Annotated in this window: 17 protein-coding genes and 1 pseudogene; 2 read left to right on the forward strand and 16 right to left on the reverse strand. The window is 41.3% G+C overall.

The window, feature by feature from the left end:
- Positions 1–41: 41 nt before the first annotated feature.
- The 6 genes and pseudogenes from rplA to brnQ form a co-directional block, all read right to left on the reverse strand.
- Positions 42–731, reverse strand: coding sequence for a 50S ribosomal protein L1 (gene rplA / locus AC6I9F_RS07480; protein WP_001085675.1), 690 nt, complete (start codon positions 729–731; stop codon positions 42–44).
- Positions 732–827: 96 nt separating this feature from the next.
- Positions 828–1,253, reverse strand: coding sequence for a 50S ribosomal protein L11 (rplK, locus tag AC6I9F_RS07485; RefSeq protein WP_001085807.1), 426 nt, complete (start codon positions 1,251–1,253; stop codon positions 828–830).
- A gap of 122 nt (positions 1,254–1,375) precedes the next feature.
- Positions 1,376–2,092, reverse strand: coding sequence for an LD-carboxypeptidase LdcB/DacB (gene ldcB, locus AC6I9F_RS07490; protein WP_498021434.1), 717 nt, complete (start codon positions 2,090–2,092; stop codon positions 1,376–1,378).
- 2 nt (positions 2,093–2,094) lie between these two features.
- Positions 2,095–2,565, reverse strand: a pseudogene (locus AC6I9F_RS07495) (HIT family protein).
- 1 nt (position 2,566) lies between these two features.
- Positions 2,567–3,604 (reverse strand): M42 family metallopeptidase, encoded by a 1,038-nt coding sequence (locus AC6I9F_RS07500; RefSeq protein WP_498021436.1) that lies wholly within the window; start codon positions 3,602–3,604, stop codon positions 2,567–2,569.
- Between the two features lie 202 nt (positions 3,605–3,806).
- Positions 3,807–5,132 (reverse strand): branched-chain amino acid transport system II carrier protein, encoded by a 1,326-nt coding sequence (gene brnQ, locus AC6I9F_RS07505; RefSeq protein ID WP_001074581.1) that lies wholly within the window; start codon positions 5,130–5,132, stop codon positions 3,807–3,809.
- Between the two features lie 249 nt (positions 5,133–5,381).
- On the opposite strand from brnQ, the gene AC6I9F_RS07510 reads away from it, so the two are divergent.
- Positions 5,382–6,638 carry an ISL3 family transposase gene (locus tag AC6I9F_RS07510; protein ID WP_498021438.1) on the forward strand — a complete coding sequence of 419 codons (1,257 nt, stop codon included), beginning with the start codon at positions 5,382–5,384 and terminating at the stop codon, positions 6,636–6,638.
- Between the two features lie 87 nt (positions 6,639–6,725).
- On the opposite strand, the gene AC6I9F_RS07515 is transcribed toward AC6I9F_RS07510, so the two are convergent.
- From AC6I9F_RS07515 to AC6I9F_RS07535, 5 genes are read right to left on the reverse strand one after another with little or no spacing between them, the layout of a single operon-like run.
- The gene (locus AC6I9F_RS07515; RefSeq protein ID WP_125410107.1) at positions 6,726–7,013 is read right to left on the reverse strand and encodes a rhodanese-like domain-containing protein; all 288 of its coding nucleotides are present in this window, start codon (positions 7,011–7,013) and stop codon (positions 6,726–6,728) included.
- Positions 7,014–7,023: 10 nt separating this feature from the next.
- Positions 7,024–7,350: a hypothetical protein gene (locus AC6I9F_RS07520; protein ID WP_498021440.1), complete on the reverse strand. Its 327-nt coding sequence runs from the start codon at positions 7,348–7,350 to the stop codon at positions 7,024–7,026.
- A gap of 3 nt (positions 7,351–7,353) precedes the next feature.
- On the reverse strand, positions 7,354–7,932 hold the full coding sequence (locus AC6I9F_RS07525) for a uracil-DNA glycosylase family protein (protein WP_164226835.1): 579 nt from the start codon (positions 7,930–7,932) through the stop codon (positions 7,354–7,356).
- Between the two features lie 53 nt (positions 7,933–7,985).
- Positions 7,986–9,386: a dipeptidase PepV gene (pepV, locus tag AC6I9F_RS07530; RefSeq protein ID WP_498021441.1), complete on the reverse strand. Its 1,401-nt coding sequence runs from the start codon at positions 9,384–9,386 to the stop codon at positions 7,986–7,988.
- 12 nt (positions 9,387–9,398) lie between these two features.
- Positions 9,399–10,004, reverse strand: coding sequence for a nitroreductase family protein (locus tag AC6I9F_RS07535; RefSeq protein WP_000670160.1), 606 nt, complete (start codon positions 10,002–10,004; stop codon positions 9,399–9,401).
- Between the two features lie 171 nt (positions 10,005–10,175).
- Between AC6I9F_RS07535 and AC6I9F_RS07540 the strand changes: the two genes are divergently transcribed.
- Positions 10,176–10,976: an amino acid ABC transporter substrate-binding protein gene (locus AC6I9F_RS07540; protein WP_498021444.1), complete on the forward strand. Its 801-nt coding sequence runs from the start codon at positions 10,176–10,178 to the stop codon at positions 10,974–10,976.
- 67 nt (positions 10,977–11,043) lie between these two features.
- Here AC6I9F_RS07540 and AC6I9F_RS07545 read toward each other — a convergent pair whose 3' ends face one another.
- From AC6I9F_RS07545 to murM, 5 genes are all read right to left on the reverse strand, one after another.
- The gene (locus AC6I9F_RS07545; RefSeq protein ID WP_498021446.1) at positions 11,044–11,877 is read right to left on the reverse strand and encodes a metallophosphoesterase family protein; all 834 of its coding nucleotides are present in this window, start codon (positions 11,875–11,877) and stop codon (positions 11,044–11,046) included.
- On the reverse strand, positions 11,867–13,714 hold the full coding sequence (gene uvrC, locus AC6I9F_RS07550; RefSeq protein WP_498021448.1) for an excinuclease ABC subunit UvrC: 1,848 nt from the start codon (positions 13,712–13,714) through the stop codon (positions 11,867–11,869). The genes AC6I9F_RS07545 and uvrC overlap by 11 nt, the downstream gene beginning before the upstream one ends.
- A gap of 38 nt (positions 13,715–13,752) precedes the next feature.
- Positions 13,753–14,454, reverse strand: a complete 702-nt coding sequence (locus tag AC6I9F_RS07555) for a M57 family metalloprotease (protein ID WP_173234568.1) — start codon at positions 14,452–14,454, stop codon at positions 13,753–13,755.
- A 193-nt stretch (positions 14,455–14,647) separates the two neighbouring features.
- Entirely contained in the window at positions 14,648–15,880 is a 1,233-nt protein-coding gene (gene murN, locus AC6I9F_RS07560; RefSeq protein WP_196312418.1) for a peptidoglycan bridge formation alanyltransferase MurN, read from the reverse strand.
- A gap of 4 nt (positions 15,881–15,884) precedes the next feature.
- Positions 15,885–17,105, reverse strand: a complete 1,221-nt coding sequence (gene murM, locus AC6I9F_RS07565) for a peptidoglycan bridge formation alanyltransferase MurM (protein ID WP_498021451.1) — start codon at positions 17,103–17,105, stop codon at positions 15,885–15,887.
- Between the last annotated feature and the right edge of the window lie 87 nt (positions 17,106–17,192).

A 17,192-nucleotide genomic window follows, 5' to 3' on the forward strand; every position in this document is an offset into this window, starting at 1 on the left:
ACATAGCGTCTTCAACTTTTTTACATTACTTTAACTACTGATTAAAGTGAGTTTACGTCAACTTTGATACCAACACCTTGAGTAGTTGTGATAGTCAAGTTTGTTACATAAGTTCCTTTAGCTGTAGCTGGTTTTGCTTTTTGAATTGTTTCGTTGAAAGCTTTGAAGTTTTCAACCAATTTTTCAGCTTCAAATGATACTTTACCGATGATTGCTTGAACGTTACCTGCACGGTCAGCACGGTAAGTGATTTTTCCACCTTTAGACTCTTCAACTGCTTTAGCAACATCCATTGTTACAGTACCAGTTTTAGGGTTTGGCATCAAGTTACGTGGTCCAAGGACACGTCCAAGACGTCCAACAAGAGCCATCATATCAGGTGTAGCGATAACTACGTCGAAGTCCAACCAACCGTCGTTGATTTTAGCAACAAGGTCATCTTCACCAACAAAGTCTGCACCAGCAGCTTTTGCTTCTTCAGCTTTTGCACCACGTGCGAAAACAAGAACGCGTGAAGTTTTACCAGTACCGTTTGGCAATACCATTGCTCCACGGATTTGTTGGTCAGCTTTTTTAACGTCGATGTTCAAGTTGTAAGCAACTTCTACAGTTGCGTCAAATTTTGCAAAGTTAGTTTCTTTTGCAAGTGCTACAGCTTCTTCTACGCTGTATGCTTTTGTGCTGTCGATTTTCTCAAGAGCAGCACGAAGTTGTTTGCTTTTTTTAGCCATTTTCTATTCTCCTTGTAAGTGGTTCAATCGATTTTCATCTCCCACGTCACTTCTCGAAATGATGAAGTCTTGCGGGTTATATTGGGGTGTTATTGATTAGTCAACAACAGTGAATCCCATAGAACGAGCAGTACCTTCGATCATACGCATTGCAGACTCTACGTTTGCTGCGTTCAAATCTGGCATCTTAGTTTCTGCAATTTCTTGTACTTGCGCACGAGTAACTGTAGCAACTTTAGTTTTGTTAGGTGTACCTGATCCTTTTTCAACACCTGCAGCTTTTTTCAAAAGAACAGCAGCTGGTGGTGTTTTAGTGATGAAAGTAAATGATTTATCTTCGTAAACTGAGATAACAACTGGAATGATCATACCAGCTTGGTCAGCTGTACGAGCGTTGAACTCTTTTGTGAATCCCATGATGTTGATACCAGCTTGACCAAGAGCAGGTCCAACCGGTGGAGCTGGTGTAGCTTTACCAGCAGGGATTTGCAATTTTACAAGTTTTTCGACTTTTTTAGCCATTTTTAAATCCTCCTTTGTGGTTTTGGCGGTAATTAGAGATTTTTACCTCCCACAAGTATGCTTTTCACATACCCATCTATTATACACTATTTATCTGGAATTGCAAGAGAAAAGTTTATTTTTTAATCGACGTAATCTCCGCCTTCAAAGCCATAGTATTCTTCCAAACTGAGACCACTCTCAGCAATTTCTTTTGCTTCTTTTCCTACATAACGCAGGTGCCATTCCTCAGCCATATAGCCTGTTTCCTTTTCCTTACCTTTGAGATAACGGACAACAAAACCATAATCAGCTGCATGATCCAAGAGCCATTGGGCCGCTTTTTCTTCTGTCACCAAATCACCATTTGTCCCAATCACATCAAAGGCCAAGCCAGTTTGGTGCTCGCTATAGCCAGGACGGGCAGAATAACGGTCAGCAGCTTCTTTCCCATCTTGATTGACATAATCTTGATAGAGCTTGGTCTGAGTTTCATAACTTCTAAAGCCACTGTAATGATCGCTGATTGGGAAACCTGCCTCTTGCATGGCTTTGATGAGCTTGACCAACTCTGCCTTGGCTGTTGGATTTTCCCCTGGATTGTAGTCTTTCGACAATGGATAGTGTTTATTGGCTACGATGATTTCATCGTATTTCCCTTGAATGCTGTAATAGTCTCCTTTGTTAACCACTTCTGCTTTTTTCTGAGCAGCTCCTTGAGACTTACTTCCGACTGTTCCATCAGCTTTGGCTGTTTGTTCTGTCTTAGCTGCTCCATCTTCATTTTTTGATTTTTCTTGTGAACAAGCTGCTAGACTCAAGGCTAGCAAGGCTGTCAAAACTAGGTATCTTTTTTTCATCTCTACTCCTTTATTTCTAATAGTTTATCTACTTCTGACGATAAACATTTGACTAATCTTTCAATCTCATCCGGTTTTACTTGGCAGGTTTCTGCTGTCATTTCTTCAAAAGGAACCCACCAAACTGGCCCACGACCTTTAAGACCGTGGCCATTCATATCACCTGTCCGTCATGGAAACAGATGCCAATGAAGATGGGCATCGCCATTTCCTAGCAGTTCGATATTCATTTTCTCAGCAGCAAATGCCTTGGCAACTGCCTCTTGGACTAGACTCATTTCTTCGAGAAAACGGAGTCTTGTTTCCTTTTTCAAATGGTGCAATTCGGTGACGTGTTCCTTGGCTAGAAAAAGACTATAGCCTGCAAAATACTGGTGATCTCCAATGACCACATAGCCTGTTTCCAACTCTTTGACAAAGTAAGGATTTTCTCCCTTCTTGATGAGGTCAATTCTCTGACAAATCAGGCACATATTAGTCTACCAATGCGCTCTTAAGATAAGCATCAACCATACGCTCTGTTGCGACTACCGAGTCAATATGAGTACGTTCATATGAGTGACTAGATTCGATACCCGCACCAAGAAGGGCATGCTTGACCTCAGCCCCTGCAGACATAGCCGCTGAAGCGTCCGAACCATAAAATGGATAGATATCCAGCTTGAATGGAATATCTTGGTTTTTAGCCAAGGTCACCAAATGTTGACGGAAGTCATAGTGATAAGGACCTGAAGCATCCTTGACACAGATGGACACTGTGTACTCATCTGTTTGCTGATCATCCCCCATAGCTCCCATATCCACAGCCAGATATTCGACTACTTGAGCAGGAATATTAGAATTAGCACCATGCCCCACTTCTTCAAAGACTGAAAAGGCAAAATGGGTTGTTACGGGCAACTCAATCTTCTCTTCCATATAAATACGAAGCAGGTTAAGCAAAATCGCTGCGCTGACCTTGTCATCCAAATGACGAGACTTGATAAAACCTGTCTCTGTCACGACAGTTCGTGGATCAAAACTGATAAAATCACCGACCTCAATCCCCAAGGCACGAGTTTCTTTTTCATTGGTTACTTTGGCGTCCAAACGCACTTCCATATTGTCCTGGGTACGTTCTGCAGTTCCTGCATCCTTGTAGACATGGCAAGAAGTTTGGTGGATGAGGATGGTGCCTGATACTTTTTCACCTGTGCTAGCCACATGAACGATACAGTTTTCTCCTTCGATCATGTTCCAAGGGAAGCCACCGATACGGTCCAATTTGAGACGGCCGTCTGGTTTGACAGCACGGACAATGGCACCCAGCGTATCCACATGGGCAGTCACATAGCGTTGTTGCTCATCATTTTGACCTTTGATAGTCACATTGACACCGCCCTTGGCTGTGCGAACCGGCTGGTAACCGAAACCTTCCAGAGTCTTGACTAAATAGTCCGCAATCTCACGAGTAAATCCTGTTGGCGATGCGATGGCTGTCAGTTCTTTGATATATTCTACTGTTTGATTCATTTCTTCACCTCTTTTGCTACCTATTATAACACATTTATCATCGGATAAAAAAAGAAAATCACCCCTGTAGACTTAGCTACAAAAGTGATTTTATACTCAATGAAAATCAAAGAGCAAACTAGGAAACTAGCCGCAGGCTGTACTTGAGTAGGACAAGGCGACGTTGACGCGGTTTGAAGAGATTTTCGAAGAGTATTAGTGATTATTCCATTTCAAAAACATCGCTCTCTTGCTTGTTTGGTAGAACCAATGAAAGCAAGATTCCGACGATGGCTGGTACCAACCATGGGAGAGATGCCTTAGCAAATGGAAGAGCGTTGACAAGGTTTGCAAGAAACTCAACTTTAAACGAGCTTCCTAGTACGCTTGCAATGGCAATAGCTGTAACAACAGCAATTGTCAACTGCATACCTGGTTTTGAAAGAGCCACAAATTTGTTGACAATGACAATCATAACGATGGCAATGGTGATTGGGTACAAGATAACCAATACTGGAATGGAGTACTTAATAATCGCATCAAGGCCCAAATTAGCAATGGCAAATCCAATCAAGGTAAAGGCTGTCGCATAAACCTTGTAGCTGATTTGTGGGAAGCGCTCATTAAAGAACTCAGCTGTTGACACAATCAGACCAACTGTTGTTGTGAAGCAGGTTACAGTAACCATAGCTGCAAGGAAGAGTTGAGCTGTTGAGCCAAATATTTCTTGAGTAGCTTGTGACAAGATGTAAACACCAGGTGTTCCACCTTTCATCGCTTCAGCTGGTACTGGGAAATGATTTCCAAGGAAACCTAAACCGATATAAAGAGCACTAAAGGCAAGGGCAACAACGATACCAACAACCCAAATAGTTGAAATGTATTCTTTCTTGCTTGAAAATCCAAGTTGTTTCAAGGTTTGAACTGCGATTACGCTAAAGGCAACTGAAGCAAGGGCGTCCAAGGTATTGTAACCTTCTAGGAAACCTGTACCAAAGGCAGAAGCTTGATAAGCGGCTGACGCAGCTTGAGGACTTGTTCCACCGTATTTGAAAGCTCCCAGAACAACCAAGATAACAATCAAAATCGCAAAAACTGGTGTTAAAATACGGCCGATACGGTCTAAGATTTTTGATGGATTAAGCGAAATCAAATAGGCTGCCGCAAAATACAGAACCGTAAATACAATCAAGCCAAGTCCTTTATTTGCATCCGACAAAAGGGGGCTAATCCCTACTTCGTAAGCTGTTGTAGCAGTACGTGGGATAGCAAAGAATGGGCCAATTGACAAGTAAAGAACTGAGAGGTAAAGAGTCGCAAACCAAGGCGCTATCTTTGTTGAAATCTCGTAGATATATCCTTTAGGATTTAACGTTCCAATAATCAGAGTCAAGACGGCGATACCGACACCTGAAAAGACAAAACCTGCGATGGCAGGAAGAAAATGTTCTCCAGATAGAGCACCTAGAGAAGGCGGAAAAATCAAGTTCCCCGCACCAAAAAATATTCCAAACAGGAGCAAACCTGTTAAGGCACCTTTTTTAGCCATGAAAATCTCCTTCATATTTATAAAATACTGACCTAGTATATCATGAATAGGAGTATGAAAAAAGCTTCACGAAGTAAATATTGAATGTTTTCAAGATTCTCAAAAATGAGAATTGTCTAAAAATAGGCTCTATAATATTTGTAGTGGGTAAATCCCCTATAGATATTATGGAGCCTATTTTGTTGTAGAAAAAAAGTCCCATATGACCTATAATGAAAAGCGACAAAACAACTCATTAGAAAGAATCATATGGAACAATTACATTTTATCACAAAATTACTAGACATTAAAGACCCTAATATCCAAATTATGGATGTTGTTAATATGGATACCCACAAAGAAATCATTGCTAAACTAGATTGTGAGGCCCCATCTTGCCCTGAGTGCGGAAGTCAAATGAAGAAATATGATTTTCAAAAACCTTCTAAAATTCCTTATCTTGAAACGACTGGTATGCCTACTAGAATTCTCCTTAGAAAGCGTCGATTCAAGTGCTATCACTGTTCAAAAATGATGGTCGCCGAAACCTCTCTCGTCAAGAAAAATCACCAAATCCCTCGTATTATCAACCAAAAAATTGCGCAAAAATTGATTGAAAAGTCTTCTATGACCGATATTGCTCATCAGCTGGCTATTTCAACTTCAACTGTCATTCGTAAGCTCAATGATTTCCGTTTTAAGTCTGATTTTTCTTACCTCCCTGAGATTATGTCCTGGGACGAGTACGCCTTTACAAAGGGAAAGATGAGCTTTATTGCGCAAGATTTTGACAAGCTCAATATCATCACTGTTCTTGAGGGGAGAACACAAGCTATCATCCGAAATCACTTTCTGCGCTACGATAGAGCCGTTCGTTGTCAGGTGAAAATCATTACTATGGATATGTTTAACCCCTACTATGACTTGGCTAAACAGCTTTTTCCAAACGCTAAAATCGTGTTGGATCGTTTCCGTATTGTCCAACACATGAGCCGTGCTATGAGTCGTATGCGTGTCCAAATCATGAATCAGTTTCATCGAAAATCCCATGAATACAAGGCTATCAAACGCTACTGGAAACTCATCCAACAAGATAGTCGGAAACTCAGCTATAAACGTTTTTATCGCCCTACTTTTCGCATGCACTTGACGAATAAAGAAATTCTAGACAAGCTTTTGAGCTATTCAGAAGACTTGAAACATCACTACCATCTCTATCAACTCTTGCTTTTTCACTTTCAGAATAAGGAACCGGATAAATTTTTCGGGCTCATTGAGGACAATCTAAAGCAGGTTCATCCTCTTTTTCAGACTGTCTTTAAAACCTTCCTCAAGGATAAAGAGAAAATTGCCAACGCCCTTCAACTACCCTATTCCAACGCCAAACTGGAAGCCACCAATAATCTCATCAAACTTATCAAGCGCAATGCCTTTGGATTTCGGAACTTTGAAAACTTCAAAAAACGGATTTTTATCGCTCTGAATATCAAAAAAGAAAGGACGAAATTTGTCCTTTCTCGAGCTTAGCTTTTCTTCAACCCACTACAGTTGACAAAGAGCCTAAAAATAAAATTCTCCTACCCAGTCCACACCAAGTAGGAGAAATGCAAAATTTTAAAGTTCTTCAAAGGCTAACATGCCACCCTGAACATTGATAACTTCATAACCCTGTTCAGCTAGAAATTGACAAGCACGCGCCGATCTCATTCCAGATTTGCAAATAACATAATGTAACTGGTCCTTGTCCAACTGATCATAGGTATCAGCCAATTGACTCAGAGGAAGATTCTGAGCACCTTCTAAGTGAAGAGCTTCAAACTCATCCACTTCTCTCACGTCCACTAGAGAAAGTTGGTCATTTTGGTAAAGCTGGTAAAATGCGTCAAAGGTTATTTCTTTCATTCTTTTTCTCCTAATACTCTTCGAAAATCTCTTCAAACCACGTCAGCGTTGCCTTACCGTAGGTATGGTTACTGACTTCGTCAGTTCTATCCACAACCTCAAAACTGTGTTTTGAGCTGACTTCGTCAGTTCTATCCACAACCTCAAAACTGTGTTTTGAGCTGACTTCGTCAGTTCCATCCACAACCTCAAAACTGTGTTTTGAGCTGACTTCGTCAGTTCCATCCACAACCTCAAAACTGTGTTTTGAGCTGACTTCGTCAGTTCCATCCACAACCTCAAAGCAGTACTTTGAGCAGCTTGCGGCTAGCTTCCTAGTTTGCTCTTTGATTTTCATTGACTATAAAATGGTTTTAATTCTTTTTTTCAAATCTGGCACCACTTCTGACTCAAACCAAGGATTTTTAGCCATCCAGATTTGATTTCGCGGTGAGGGGTGAACTAGTGGAAAATAGGTTGGCAAGTAGTTCTGGTAATGTTTTACTCGTTCTGTTACCTTGCCACTGACTTTCTCCTGCAAATAGTAGGCTTGGGCATATTGGCCAATCAAGAGGGTCAATTGAATATCTGGTAATTCTTGCAAGAGCTGTGGATGCCATTTTTCTGCAAAGCCAGTTCTCGGTGGCAGGTCACCTGATTTTCCATGCCCTGGAAAGTAGAAATCCATAGGCAGAACAGCAAAATATCCTGAATTGTAAAAGGTATCTTCATCCACACCTAGCCAGTCTCTCAGGCGGTCACCACTCTTATCTTTCCAGTAAAGGCCTGCTTCTTGGGTTTTAAGACCAGGCGCTTGACCGATGATATTGATGCGAGCAGTCTTTGGCGCTGCAAAGAGAGGCTCAATGCCACGCTCTGTATAGCTGGCATTTTGTGGATCTGACATAATAGCCTGCTTGATTCTTTCAATTTGAGACATCTACTTTTCCTCCAAAAAGAAGTCTAAGCATACAATCTCAGACTTCTATCGTTTTATTTGATCAATTCGTAAATAGCTTCGGCATAGATTGCTGCTGCTCGGAAGAGATCATCCAAGGCGATAAATTCATTGGCTTGGTGCATGGTGTCAATTGAGTCTGGGAACATGGCTCCATAGGCAACACCTCGTTCTAGCAAGCGACCAAAAGTTCCACCACCGATGACTTGCTCGTGACCTTTAAGACCAGTTTGTTTTTCATAAACATTCAACAAGGTTTGTACAAGTGGATCTTCCATTGGCACATAGTGAGGGGTATGACCGTGTTCAGAAAGGCTAACAGAAGCAACTGGCAAGTTTTCAAGAATTGACTTGATTTGTTCTGGACTTGTTCCTTTTGGATAGCGGATGTTAAGGGCAATGGTATTATCAGCGCTTGTTTCATCAAAGCGGAAGACACCGGCATTCATAGAAAGGGCACCCATCTTTTCATCCACATGGGCAATCTTGAGATTTTCACCTTCATGGTCGTTCAAAAGAATCTTACCAGCGATATCAAGGTAGTCTTTTGCTGGACCAGCAAAGTCAAACTGGCTGAGGAAGAGGGCTAGGTAAGTCGCACCATTGACACCTGAAGCAGGCATAGCACCGTGGGCTGATTTACCAATGATGGTCACCCTGTATTGGCCAGCTTCTTCTTGAATTTCTCCTCTGAGTTTGTGTTCTGCAACAAAGGCATCTAGTTTAGCTTGCAAGTCAGTCAAATCACCTGAAACAACGGCTGTTGCTGATTCAGGCACCATATTTTCACGCAAACCACCTGTGAAGCTATGAAGACGAGCAGCGCCTGCATTTTCACCTGCAAAGTGGAGGTATTCAGTGATATTTCCTTTTTCACCATTGATGATAGGGAATTCAGCGTCTGGAGAGAAACCGAAGTCTGGTTTGGCAAGTCCTACGTGCTCGAAGTAGTAGTCCATGTCTGCCCAGCCTGATTCTTCGTCTGTTCCGACGATGAAGCGAACTTTTTTAGAAGTTGGAAGGCCCAATTCTTTGATGATTTTCAAGCCATAGTAACAAGCTGTTGTAGGACCCTTATCGTCTGAAGCACCACGCGCATAGAGGCGACCGTCTTTGATAGTTGGTGTGTATGGGTCTGTGTCCCAACCGCTACCAGCTGGCACCACGTCCATGTGGGCAAAGATTCCGAGAACTTCTTCTCCATCACCAAACTCGAAATGTCCTGCATAGTTATCAACATTCTTAGTTGGATAGCCATCACGGTCTGCGATTTCAAGGAATTTCTCCAAGGCTTTTACTGGACCAGGCCCAAATGGATGCTGGGCATCTGCCTTGCTATCATCACGTTCAGAGTTGATTTCCAAAAGGCTAAACAAGTCAGCCAAGAGGTCTTCTTTGCGTTTTTCTACTTCTGCTGTAAAATTAATTGCTGTCATATTATCTTCCTTCTATCTTTTCTCGATGATTTCATCTACTGGCAAGCGGTAGCTTGGTTCCAATTTTTCATCTGTGTAACCTACCGTAATCAAGAGTTCTGGGCGGAAACGGTCTTCAATGTCCAAAACTTCGTTGACTTTTGATTTGTCAAATCCAAGAATCATATTTGATCCGATTCCTTGGTCTGTAAGAGCGAGAATCAAGTTCATAGCAACCAAACCTGCATTGAGGGCTAGGTAGTCACTAACTTGTTGTTCATTGTAGCGTGCAAATTCAGCTGGCAAATTTTTCATGAAGTATTGAAGTTGTTCTTCTGAGAAATTGTTAGCACCACCAACTCGGGCAATCTTACGAGCACGTTTAGCTAAATCTGTGTCTGTAAAGAGGGCAATAGTTACAGGCGCTGATGATACCTGCTCAAAGTTGGAACCGTAAGCCAACTTTGCCAATTCAGCATTTTTCTCACGAACGACCACAAATTTCCAAGGCTGGCTATTGTGGGCACTTGGAGCCAAGGTTGCAATTTCGATAGCCGTACGCACATCTTTAGGATCCACTGGCTTATCAGTGAAATGCTTGGTCGCATGACGTTTTTTATTTAATTCAAGAAATTTCATAATCGATTTCCTTTTCTAATTCTACTGCTTCCATTCTACCATAATTTGAAAGAGCTTGCAGGGATTTTTCATGATTAAGATTTTTTATTACAGCCATAAAAAATATATATTGGTTCATCGGGAAAGTTTCTGATAAACTAGCAGATAACTTTACATTTGAATGGAGACATTATGAAAAAATTTAGCCTATTACTAGCCATCCTACCATTTTTGGTTGCCTGTGGAAATCAAGCTACACCTAAAGAGACTAACTCCCAAAAGACAATCGTCGTTGCTACAGCTGGTGATGTGCCGCCATTTGACTACGAAGACAAGGGCAATCTGACAGGCTTCGATATCGAAGTCCTAAAAGCAGTGGATGAAAAACTCAGCGACTACGAGATTCAATTCGAAAGAACTGCCTGGGAGAGTATCTTCCCAGGACTTGATTCTGGTCACTATCAGGCTGCAGCTAATAACTTGAGTTATACAAAAGAACGTGCTGAAAAATACCTCTACTCATTTCCAATTTCAAACAATCCCCTCGTCCTTGTCAGCAACAAGAAAAATCCTTTGACTTCACTTGATCAAATCGCTGGCAAAACAACTCAAGAGGATACCGGAACTTCAAACGCTCAATTCATCAATAACTGGAATCAGAAACACACTGACAATCCCGCTACTATCGTTTTTTCTGGTGAAGATATCGGCAAACGAATCCTAGACCTCTCTAACGGAGAGTTTGATTTCCTAGTCTTTGACAAGGTATCCGTTCAAAAGATTATCAAGGACCGTGGCTTAGACCTCTCGGTCGTTGATTTACCTTCTGCCGATAGCCCCAACAACTATATCGTTTTCTCAAGCGACCAAAAAGAGTTTAAAGAGAAATTTGATAAAGCGCTCAAAGAACTCTATCAAGATGGAACCCTTGAAAAACTTAGCAATACCTATCTAGGTGGTTCTTATCTTCCAGATAAATCTCAGTTACAGTAAGATAGACTAAAAGCGATTGGACTAGCCAAGCGCTTTTTTAGTTTGCATTGCTTATTTTAGGAAACTCTTACAAAAAATCAAAAAAATCTTTCACATCCTTTACATACCCATGCTTTTCTATTAAGCTGGCTAAGAGTTCCAGATTGTGTCCCTGATAGTTGTCTTCTCTTCGTAGCTCTTCATACATTTCGATAAAGGGAAGTCCCTTGGACTTGGCCAATTCTAACTCAGCCTCGTAATCATAAGCGACTTTACGAAATTGGATATTGACCAATTCCCCATCTTCAATTTCTATCACGGCATACTGGGCACGGTGATTTTTTAACGCCTCCCAATTAAAATAGGGCATGCCAATCGACCCTGGATTGATGATTTGTTGCCCTTGACTGCCATAACGAAGCAACTGCTTGTGAACATGACCATAGACTGCCACGTCGGTTTCCGCATCTAGCAGTTGGTCAAATTTTTCTGTATCATTCCCAACCAGTAGGTCCCCACCATAGTTTTTGTCAGGTAAATTATGAGAGATAGAAAAGCGTAGTCCCTCAACTTCTTTCTTTTCCAGCAAAGGCAAGCTTCGTAGCCAGACAATCGTTGCAGGATCCATTCGCTCCATCAAAAACTGGGTCATGCGCATTGACTGGATTTCTTTCGGATGTTCCAAACCATATTCGCCATCCAAGGCCTCAAGGACACGATCATCCCAATTGCCTCGAACACTGGCTGTGATAGGAAGGTCCTTTAGCAGGGCGACCAAGTCATTCGCACCGGGACCAGGAAGAAAAATATCTCCCAGAAGCCAGTATTCACTGACTCCTTGATTTTTAGCATCTGCAATCACTGCTTCTAAGGCAGTTGTATTGCCATGAATATCTGATAAAATTGCGATTTTATGTTTCATTGTGATTTCCTTCCGTTTGATAATCTACTCTTTCTTCCGCTACTTGGGTCAACTCCACTTCTTCCTGCGGGTTCAACTTCCTCTGCACAGCCTCTGCAACGGCTCTTGGCACCCCAACTTCGACAATCTCATCCACACTGGCTTCCTTGATTTTGGTCAGAGACTTGAAATGCTTCATGAGATTTTGCTTGCGTTTAGGTCCCAGCCCTTCAATGCCATCCAATTGTGATGAAAAAGAATTTTTGGAGCGCAGTTGACGGTGGAAAGTAATGGCAAAGCGGTGGACCTCATCTTGGATGCGTTGGAGGAGGAAAAATTCTTGAGAATTGCGAGACAACTCCACCACCTCAAGCGGATCTCCAAAGAGCAATTCATGGGTTTGGTGCTTGTCATTCTTTTGCAGACCTGCAATTGGAATATCCAAGCCTAGCTCCTCTTGGATGACTTGCTTGGCGATATTGACCTGACCTTGCCCCCCATCAATCACAATCAAATCTGGCGGAGTCAAGCCGTCACGTTGAACTCGACCATAACGCCTGCGAATGACCTCTCTCATGCTGGCATAATCGTCTGGACCGACAACCGTTTTTATCTTGTACTTACGATAATCCTTCTTACTTGGTTTGCCGTTGACAAAGACCACCATGGCTGAAACAGGACTGGTTCCCATGATATTGGAGTTATCAAAGGATTCGATGCGGACTGGTGTCGGGATTTGGAGCAAGCGTCCTAGATTTTCAATAGCTCCTTGGGTCTTTTCGACTGATTTTTCTAGCAGATTGAACTTCTGCTCCAGACTAACACGGGCATTTTTTATGGCTAGATTGACCAGCTGTTTTTTCTCTCCACGCTGGGGTTTGAGAATCTTGGAATCCACTAAGGCTTTAACGGCTTCTTGGTCAATATCCTGCGGAATCAGTACCTCATTGGGAACCAGGTGAGATTTTTCTTGATAGAACTGTCCCACATAGGTCAAGAAATCCTCATCTGGATCATTGAAGTAGGGGAAGAGATTGACATCGCGCTCGATAAGCTTGCCCTGACGGACAAAGAAAACCTGAACACACATCCAACCCTTGTCCACATAGTAGCCAAAGACATCCCGATTTTGGAGATCCTTAGCCATGACCCGTTGCTTGGTTCGAAGTGTTCCAATGGCCTGAATTAGGTCACGGTATTCCGCCGCACGTTCAAATTCCATAGTCTGGGCTGCCGCTGACATTTTGCCCTTGAGGTCATCAATGATTTTGTCATCCTGCCCTTTTAAGAAGTCAGAAACCTCCTGAGCCATAGACTTGAAATAGGACTCATCCTTCTTACAGATAGTGTGAGCCATGCATTGACCGATATGGTAATAAAAACAGACCTTAGACGGTGGGTTTGTACACTTGCGAAAAGGGAAAATTCGATCCAGCAGTCGCTTGATTTCATTGGCTGCCCCCACATCTGGATAAGGCCCAAAGTAGAGACCACCGTCCTTTTTGACCTGACGGGTAATAATCAAACGAGGATAGCGCTCGTTGGTGATTTTGATGAAAGGATAGGACTTGTCATCCTTGAGCATGATATTGTACTTGGGCTTGTTTTCCTTGATTAGGTTGATTTCTAGGAGAAGTGCCTCAATATTAGACTCCGTAACGATAAATTCAAAATCCACAATTTCAGACACCAAGGCCTCTGTCTTGGTATCGTGACTCCCACGGAAATAAGATCTCACGCGGTTACGCAGATTTTTAGCCTTTCCTACATAGATAATGGTGCCGTTTTTATCCTTGTGAATGTAGCAACCAGGGCTGGTCGGCAAGAGCTCTAGTTTTGATTTAATCAAGTTGTTCATAATTCCATTATAGCAAAAAAGTAGGGAAAGATTGTTCCCTACTCACTAGTCTCATATATTTTTCGGAGGTTTGCAACATCCTCTTCCTGGATACCATAAAAAGAACCTGCTGGTTGCATGACAGACTTCTCATCTGTATGGTCCAAGCCAATCGCATGACCCAACTCATGTTCTGCCGTATGGACAATACGCTCATAGGAATAGCCATAGTTAGGATTGGACAAATAATAATGATTCAACCGTACCGTGACAGATAAGAATTGTCCTGTCAAGAGATTGGTCTGACTTTCAGCCTCTCCTGCCACAGGAGTGTTTCCGTCGTTCATCTCAGTAGCCAAGGTATCCGCCTTGCTGGACTCAGCGACAATTTCAAAGTTAAAAGCACCAGTTTGATTCCAATTCTGGATTGCTTCTAAATAAGCTTCTTGAAAGCGTGAATCCATCTGGGGATTCAAGTAAATACGAGCAGAAGCCTGTGGCCATCTTCCTTCAGAGTGTTGATGGCTATCTGTCTGGTTCAACTTAGGCAGTTGCCCTGTTCTTTCCCATTGGTCGATACTTTGTTGACCAATCTTTACTGACCGTTCTGCTTGCTTTAGCGCCCCTTGAAAATCCCCGTTCAGATACCAGAGAAATCCGAAAGCAAGCACACATAAGAGCACAACTATCCAAACCAGACGCCAAAACAAACGCCAAACAAAAGAAAAGAAAGCCCCTATCAAACGAAAAAGCCAGCGCATATCCTTCCACCTTTCTAGTAAATAAAGTCTATTTTACTAAAAGAAGCTGAAAGAAAACTAAATACTGACTTTTTCATCTTATACTCAATGAAAATCAAAGAGCCAAACTAGGAAGCTAGCCGCAGACTGCTCAAAACACTGTTTTGAGGTTGCAGATAGAGCTGACGTGGTTTGAAGAGATTTTCGAAGAGTATTAACGTCCTAATATTTTTTTGAATAACTGAATAGTTTTGTATTTTAAAGGCGATGGATGATAACGGAAAGTACCCGCTTTGCGTACAATATAGCCATTAAAATTTTGTTTAAAACGCAAAACACCATCACTACCATCAAAAATCCCTTGAATGCCTAGGAAGTTGTATTTAGGTATTCCACGTTTTATACTTTCCAACATAACATATTTTTGAAGCAGTGCAGGGGCATAGAATTTATTAAACTCAGTGTAGGAACCACTAAAGAGGTAAGTCGTTTCCTGAGGCATATAGACAAATAAACTCCCAGCTAAAACAATATCTTCTTCTCCATATTTTTCAATCAAGTCTCGCGCTTCTGCTTTTCGAACTTCAAACGTTTCAAATTGACTAGAGTATTCTCTCAGTTGATTTTGTTTTTTCTCAGAATGAGGATTTTTACTCAAATCAAGTCGCAACTTGTCCAAGACTTCTTCTAGTTTACTTTGCTCACCTTGCAATTTGCTCATATAGTCCGAAAAATTCAAGCTTGCTATGAGAAACTCAGCTTGTTCTCCAAAAGAATCATAAAAGTGCTCATAATATTCTAAACTTTTATCACTATATTCTCTACGTTCAGAGGTTTCTTTTGTGATGTTCTTAAAAATCGATAGTTCTTCACGTTTTAACTTTTTCAACCGAATGCCAAAGGTTTCAGCCTTTTTCACCAAGGGTTTCCCTTTTTTACTAAAACTTTTAAGCAAATTCTTTTCAGTTAATTCAGTCAAATCTTTATAGTATAACCAATCTGGTTCTCCACCTGGATACCCTGTCGTCAATCCATCAAATTGATAACCTAAATCAGTCAAACCTTGAATCATACTTTTTTTCTCAGCATCTATTGGATTACCTTGGCTATCAAAAGTTTGATAAGTTTCATAAGGTTTTACAAGCAACTCTAATACACCATTTTGCTTGGCATATTCTTTTAACTCCGCATAAAAAACTGGAAGGGCATCTTGTTGGGTATAAATCGGCCCCGAATTGAGCTCCATATGCAGACCACCCAGCATGGGCAAGCTATAAACCAGAGCTGCAACTTGAATTTCTCCTTCTTGTTTCAAAGCAAGATAAACAATTCGAGCCCCTCTTTTTTCTAACAAGTCCCCCATCTGGACAGATTGCATAAAGGAACGAGAAGAAACCTGATCAGAATAAGTCTGAAACTCTTCTTTCGTGAGTGTTGTTAGTACCATATACTTACTTTCTATGTTTTTTTCTTAATGTTTTACGGAAATCAAGAGCAAGTCTTAACAGAGGATAGAGAGGATGGGTAGGCATTGTAAATTCACCCAAGTATTCTTCAATCGTTGGATTAAATTTTTCCTTAAAATGATACAGTCCACCATTGAGAGAGTTTTCAACACCACCTAAATTTTGCCAGACCATACCTCGCTCAAAGGCATAGCGAGCCGTTTCATACCAAGTTAAAATTGGTGCATTGTAACGTTTAAAATCATCATCCATACCAGCATATAGATTGACAGAGGTAGTACCAAATTCCAAACTCAAAGTAGCCGCTAAGGGAACTCTCGCTTGACCTGCATCTATATATTCCTGCAGGAAAGTCAATTCCTCTAACAAACGTTCTTTTTCCTTCTTCTGCGCTTCTACTTTTGAAGTGCGAGTCGACTCAGTAAAGGTCTCTTCCAAGGCTCTATTTTTCGCCAACTGTTCTTCTAATTCTTGCGAACGTTTAGAGACATCCAAGGTTGCCAAGGTGATGTAGGCCTTGTCCTTAAAATTATCTAACAATTTTTTATAATAGGCTTCATTCCTCAAATGAATCTCTTTCCGCTTCTCGGTTTTTTTCATCAAAAAGGAAAAAGACTCCAATAATTCAGTTCCGCCAAATTGAATCTCTACCCCCTTATTCCGTGCTGTTCGAATAGCCTGTTTTGTTGATTTAGAAAGTTTATCTTCTTCAAAATTTTCTTTATATATTTTCGCCTGAATACGAGGCTGAATGGTGTCATCCATTTCGGTTGTCCGCCCAGACCACTTCACTCCTAATTGCCCTAAAATCTCAACAATAGAAAGTTTTTCAGGATATTCTGTTTTATCTTGATTAACCAAATGTTGAGATAGACAAATACTTGGATCGAAAGTCACAAAAACCGCTCTCTTACTGCGAGCATAAGACTTAATGGACTGAATGACAAAACTCAAAAGTTCCGTATCCCCATAATCCAATATAGGTCCTCTTGGGATGTAAAACATTTTATAGCCTAGCGGAAGAGTTCTAATCAAAATACTAGCTGTCGCCAGTAATTTTTCTTCCCTGTAAACACCAAACTTCTCATGTTCCCAGTCAGACTTCACTTCTTCCCAAGCACTACTTTGTAATACATTGGCTAATTCATGGTCTTTGACAAACTGATCATATTCTAATGCGGGAATGCCAATTTGATAACGGTACATTTCCTACTCTCTTTCCTCCAGTATCTTATTACTATTCTACTACTTTCGCTTGAAAAGTCTAGTGAAAACATATTTTATTTTAGTTCT

It is taken from the genome of Streptococcus nakanonensis, assembly GCF_059738785.1.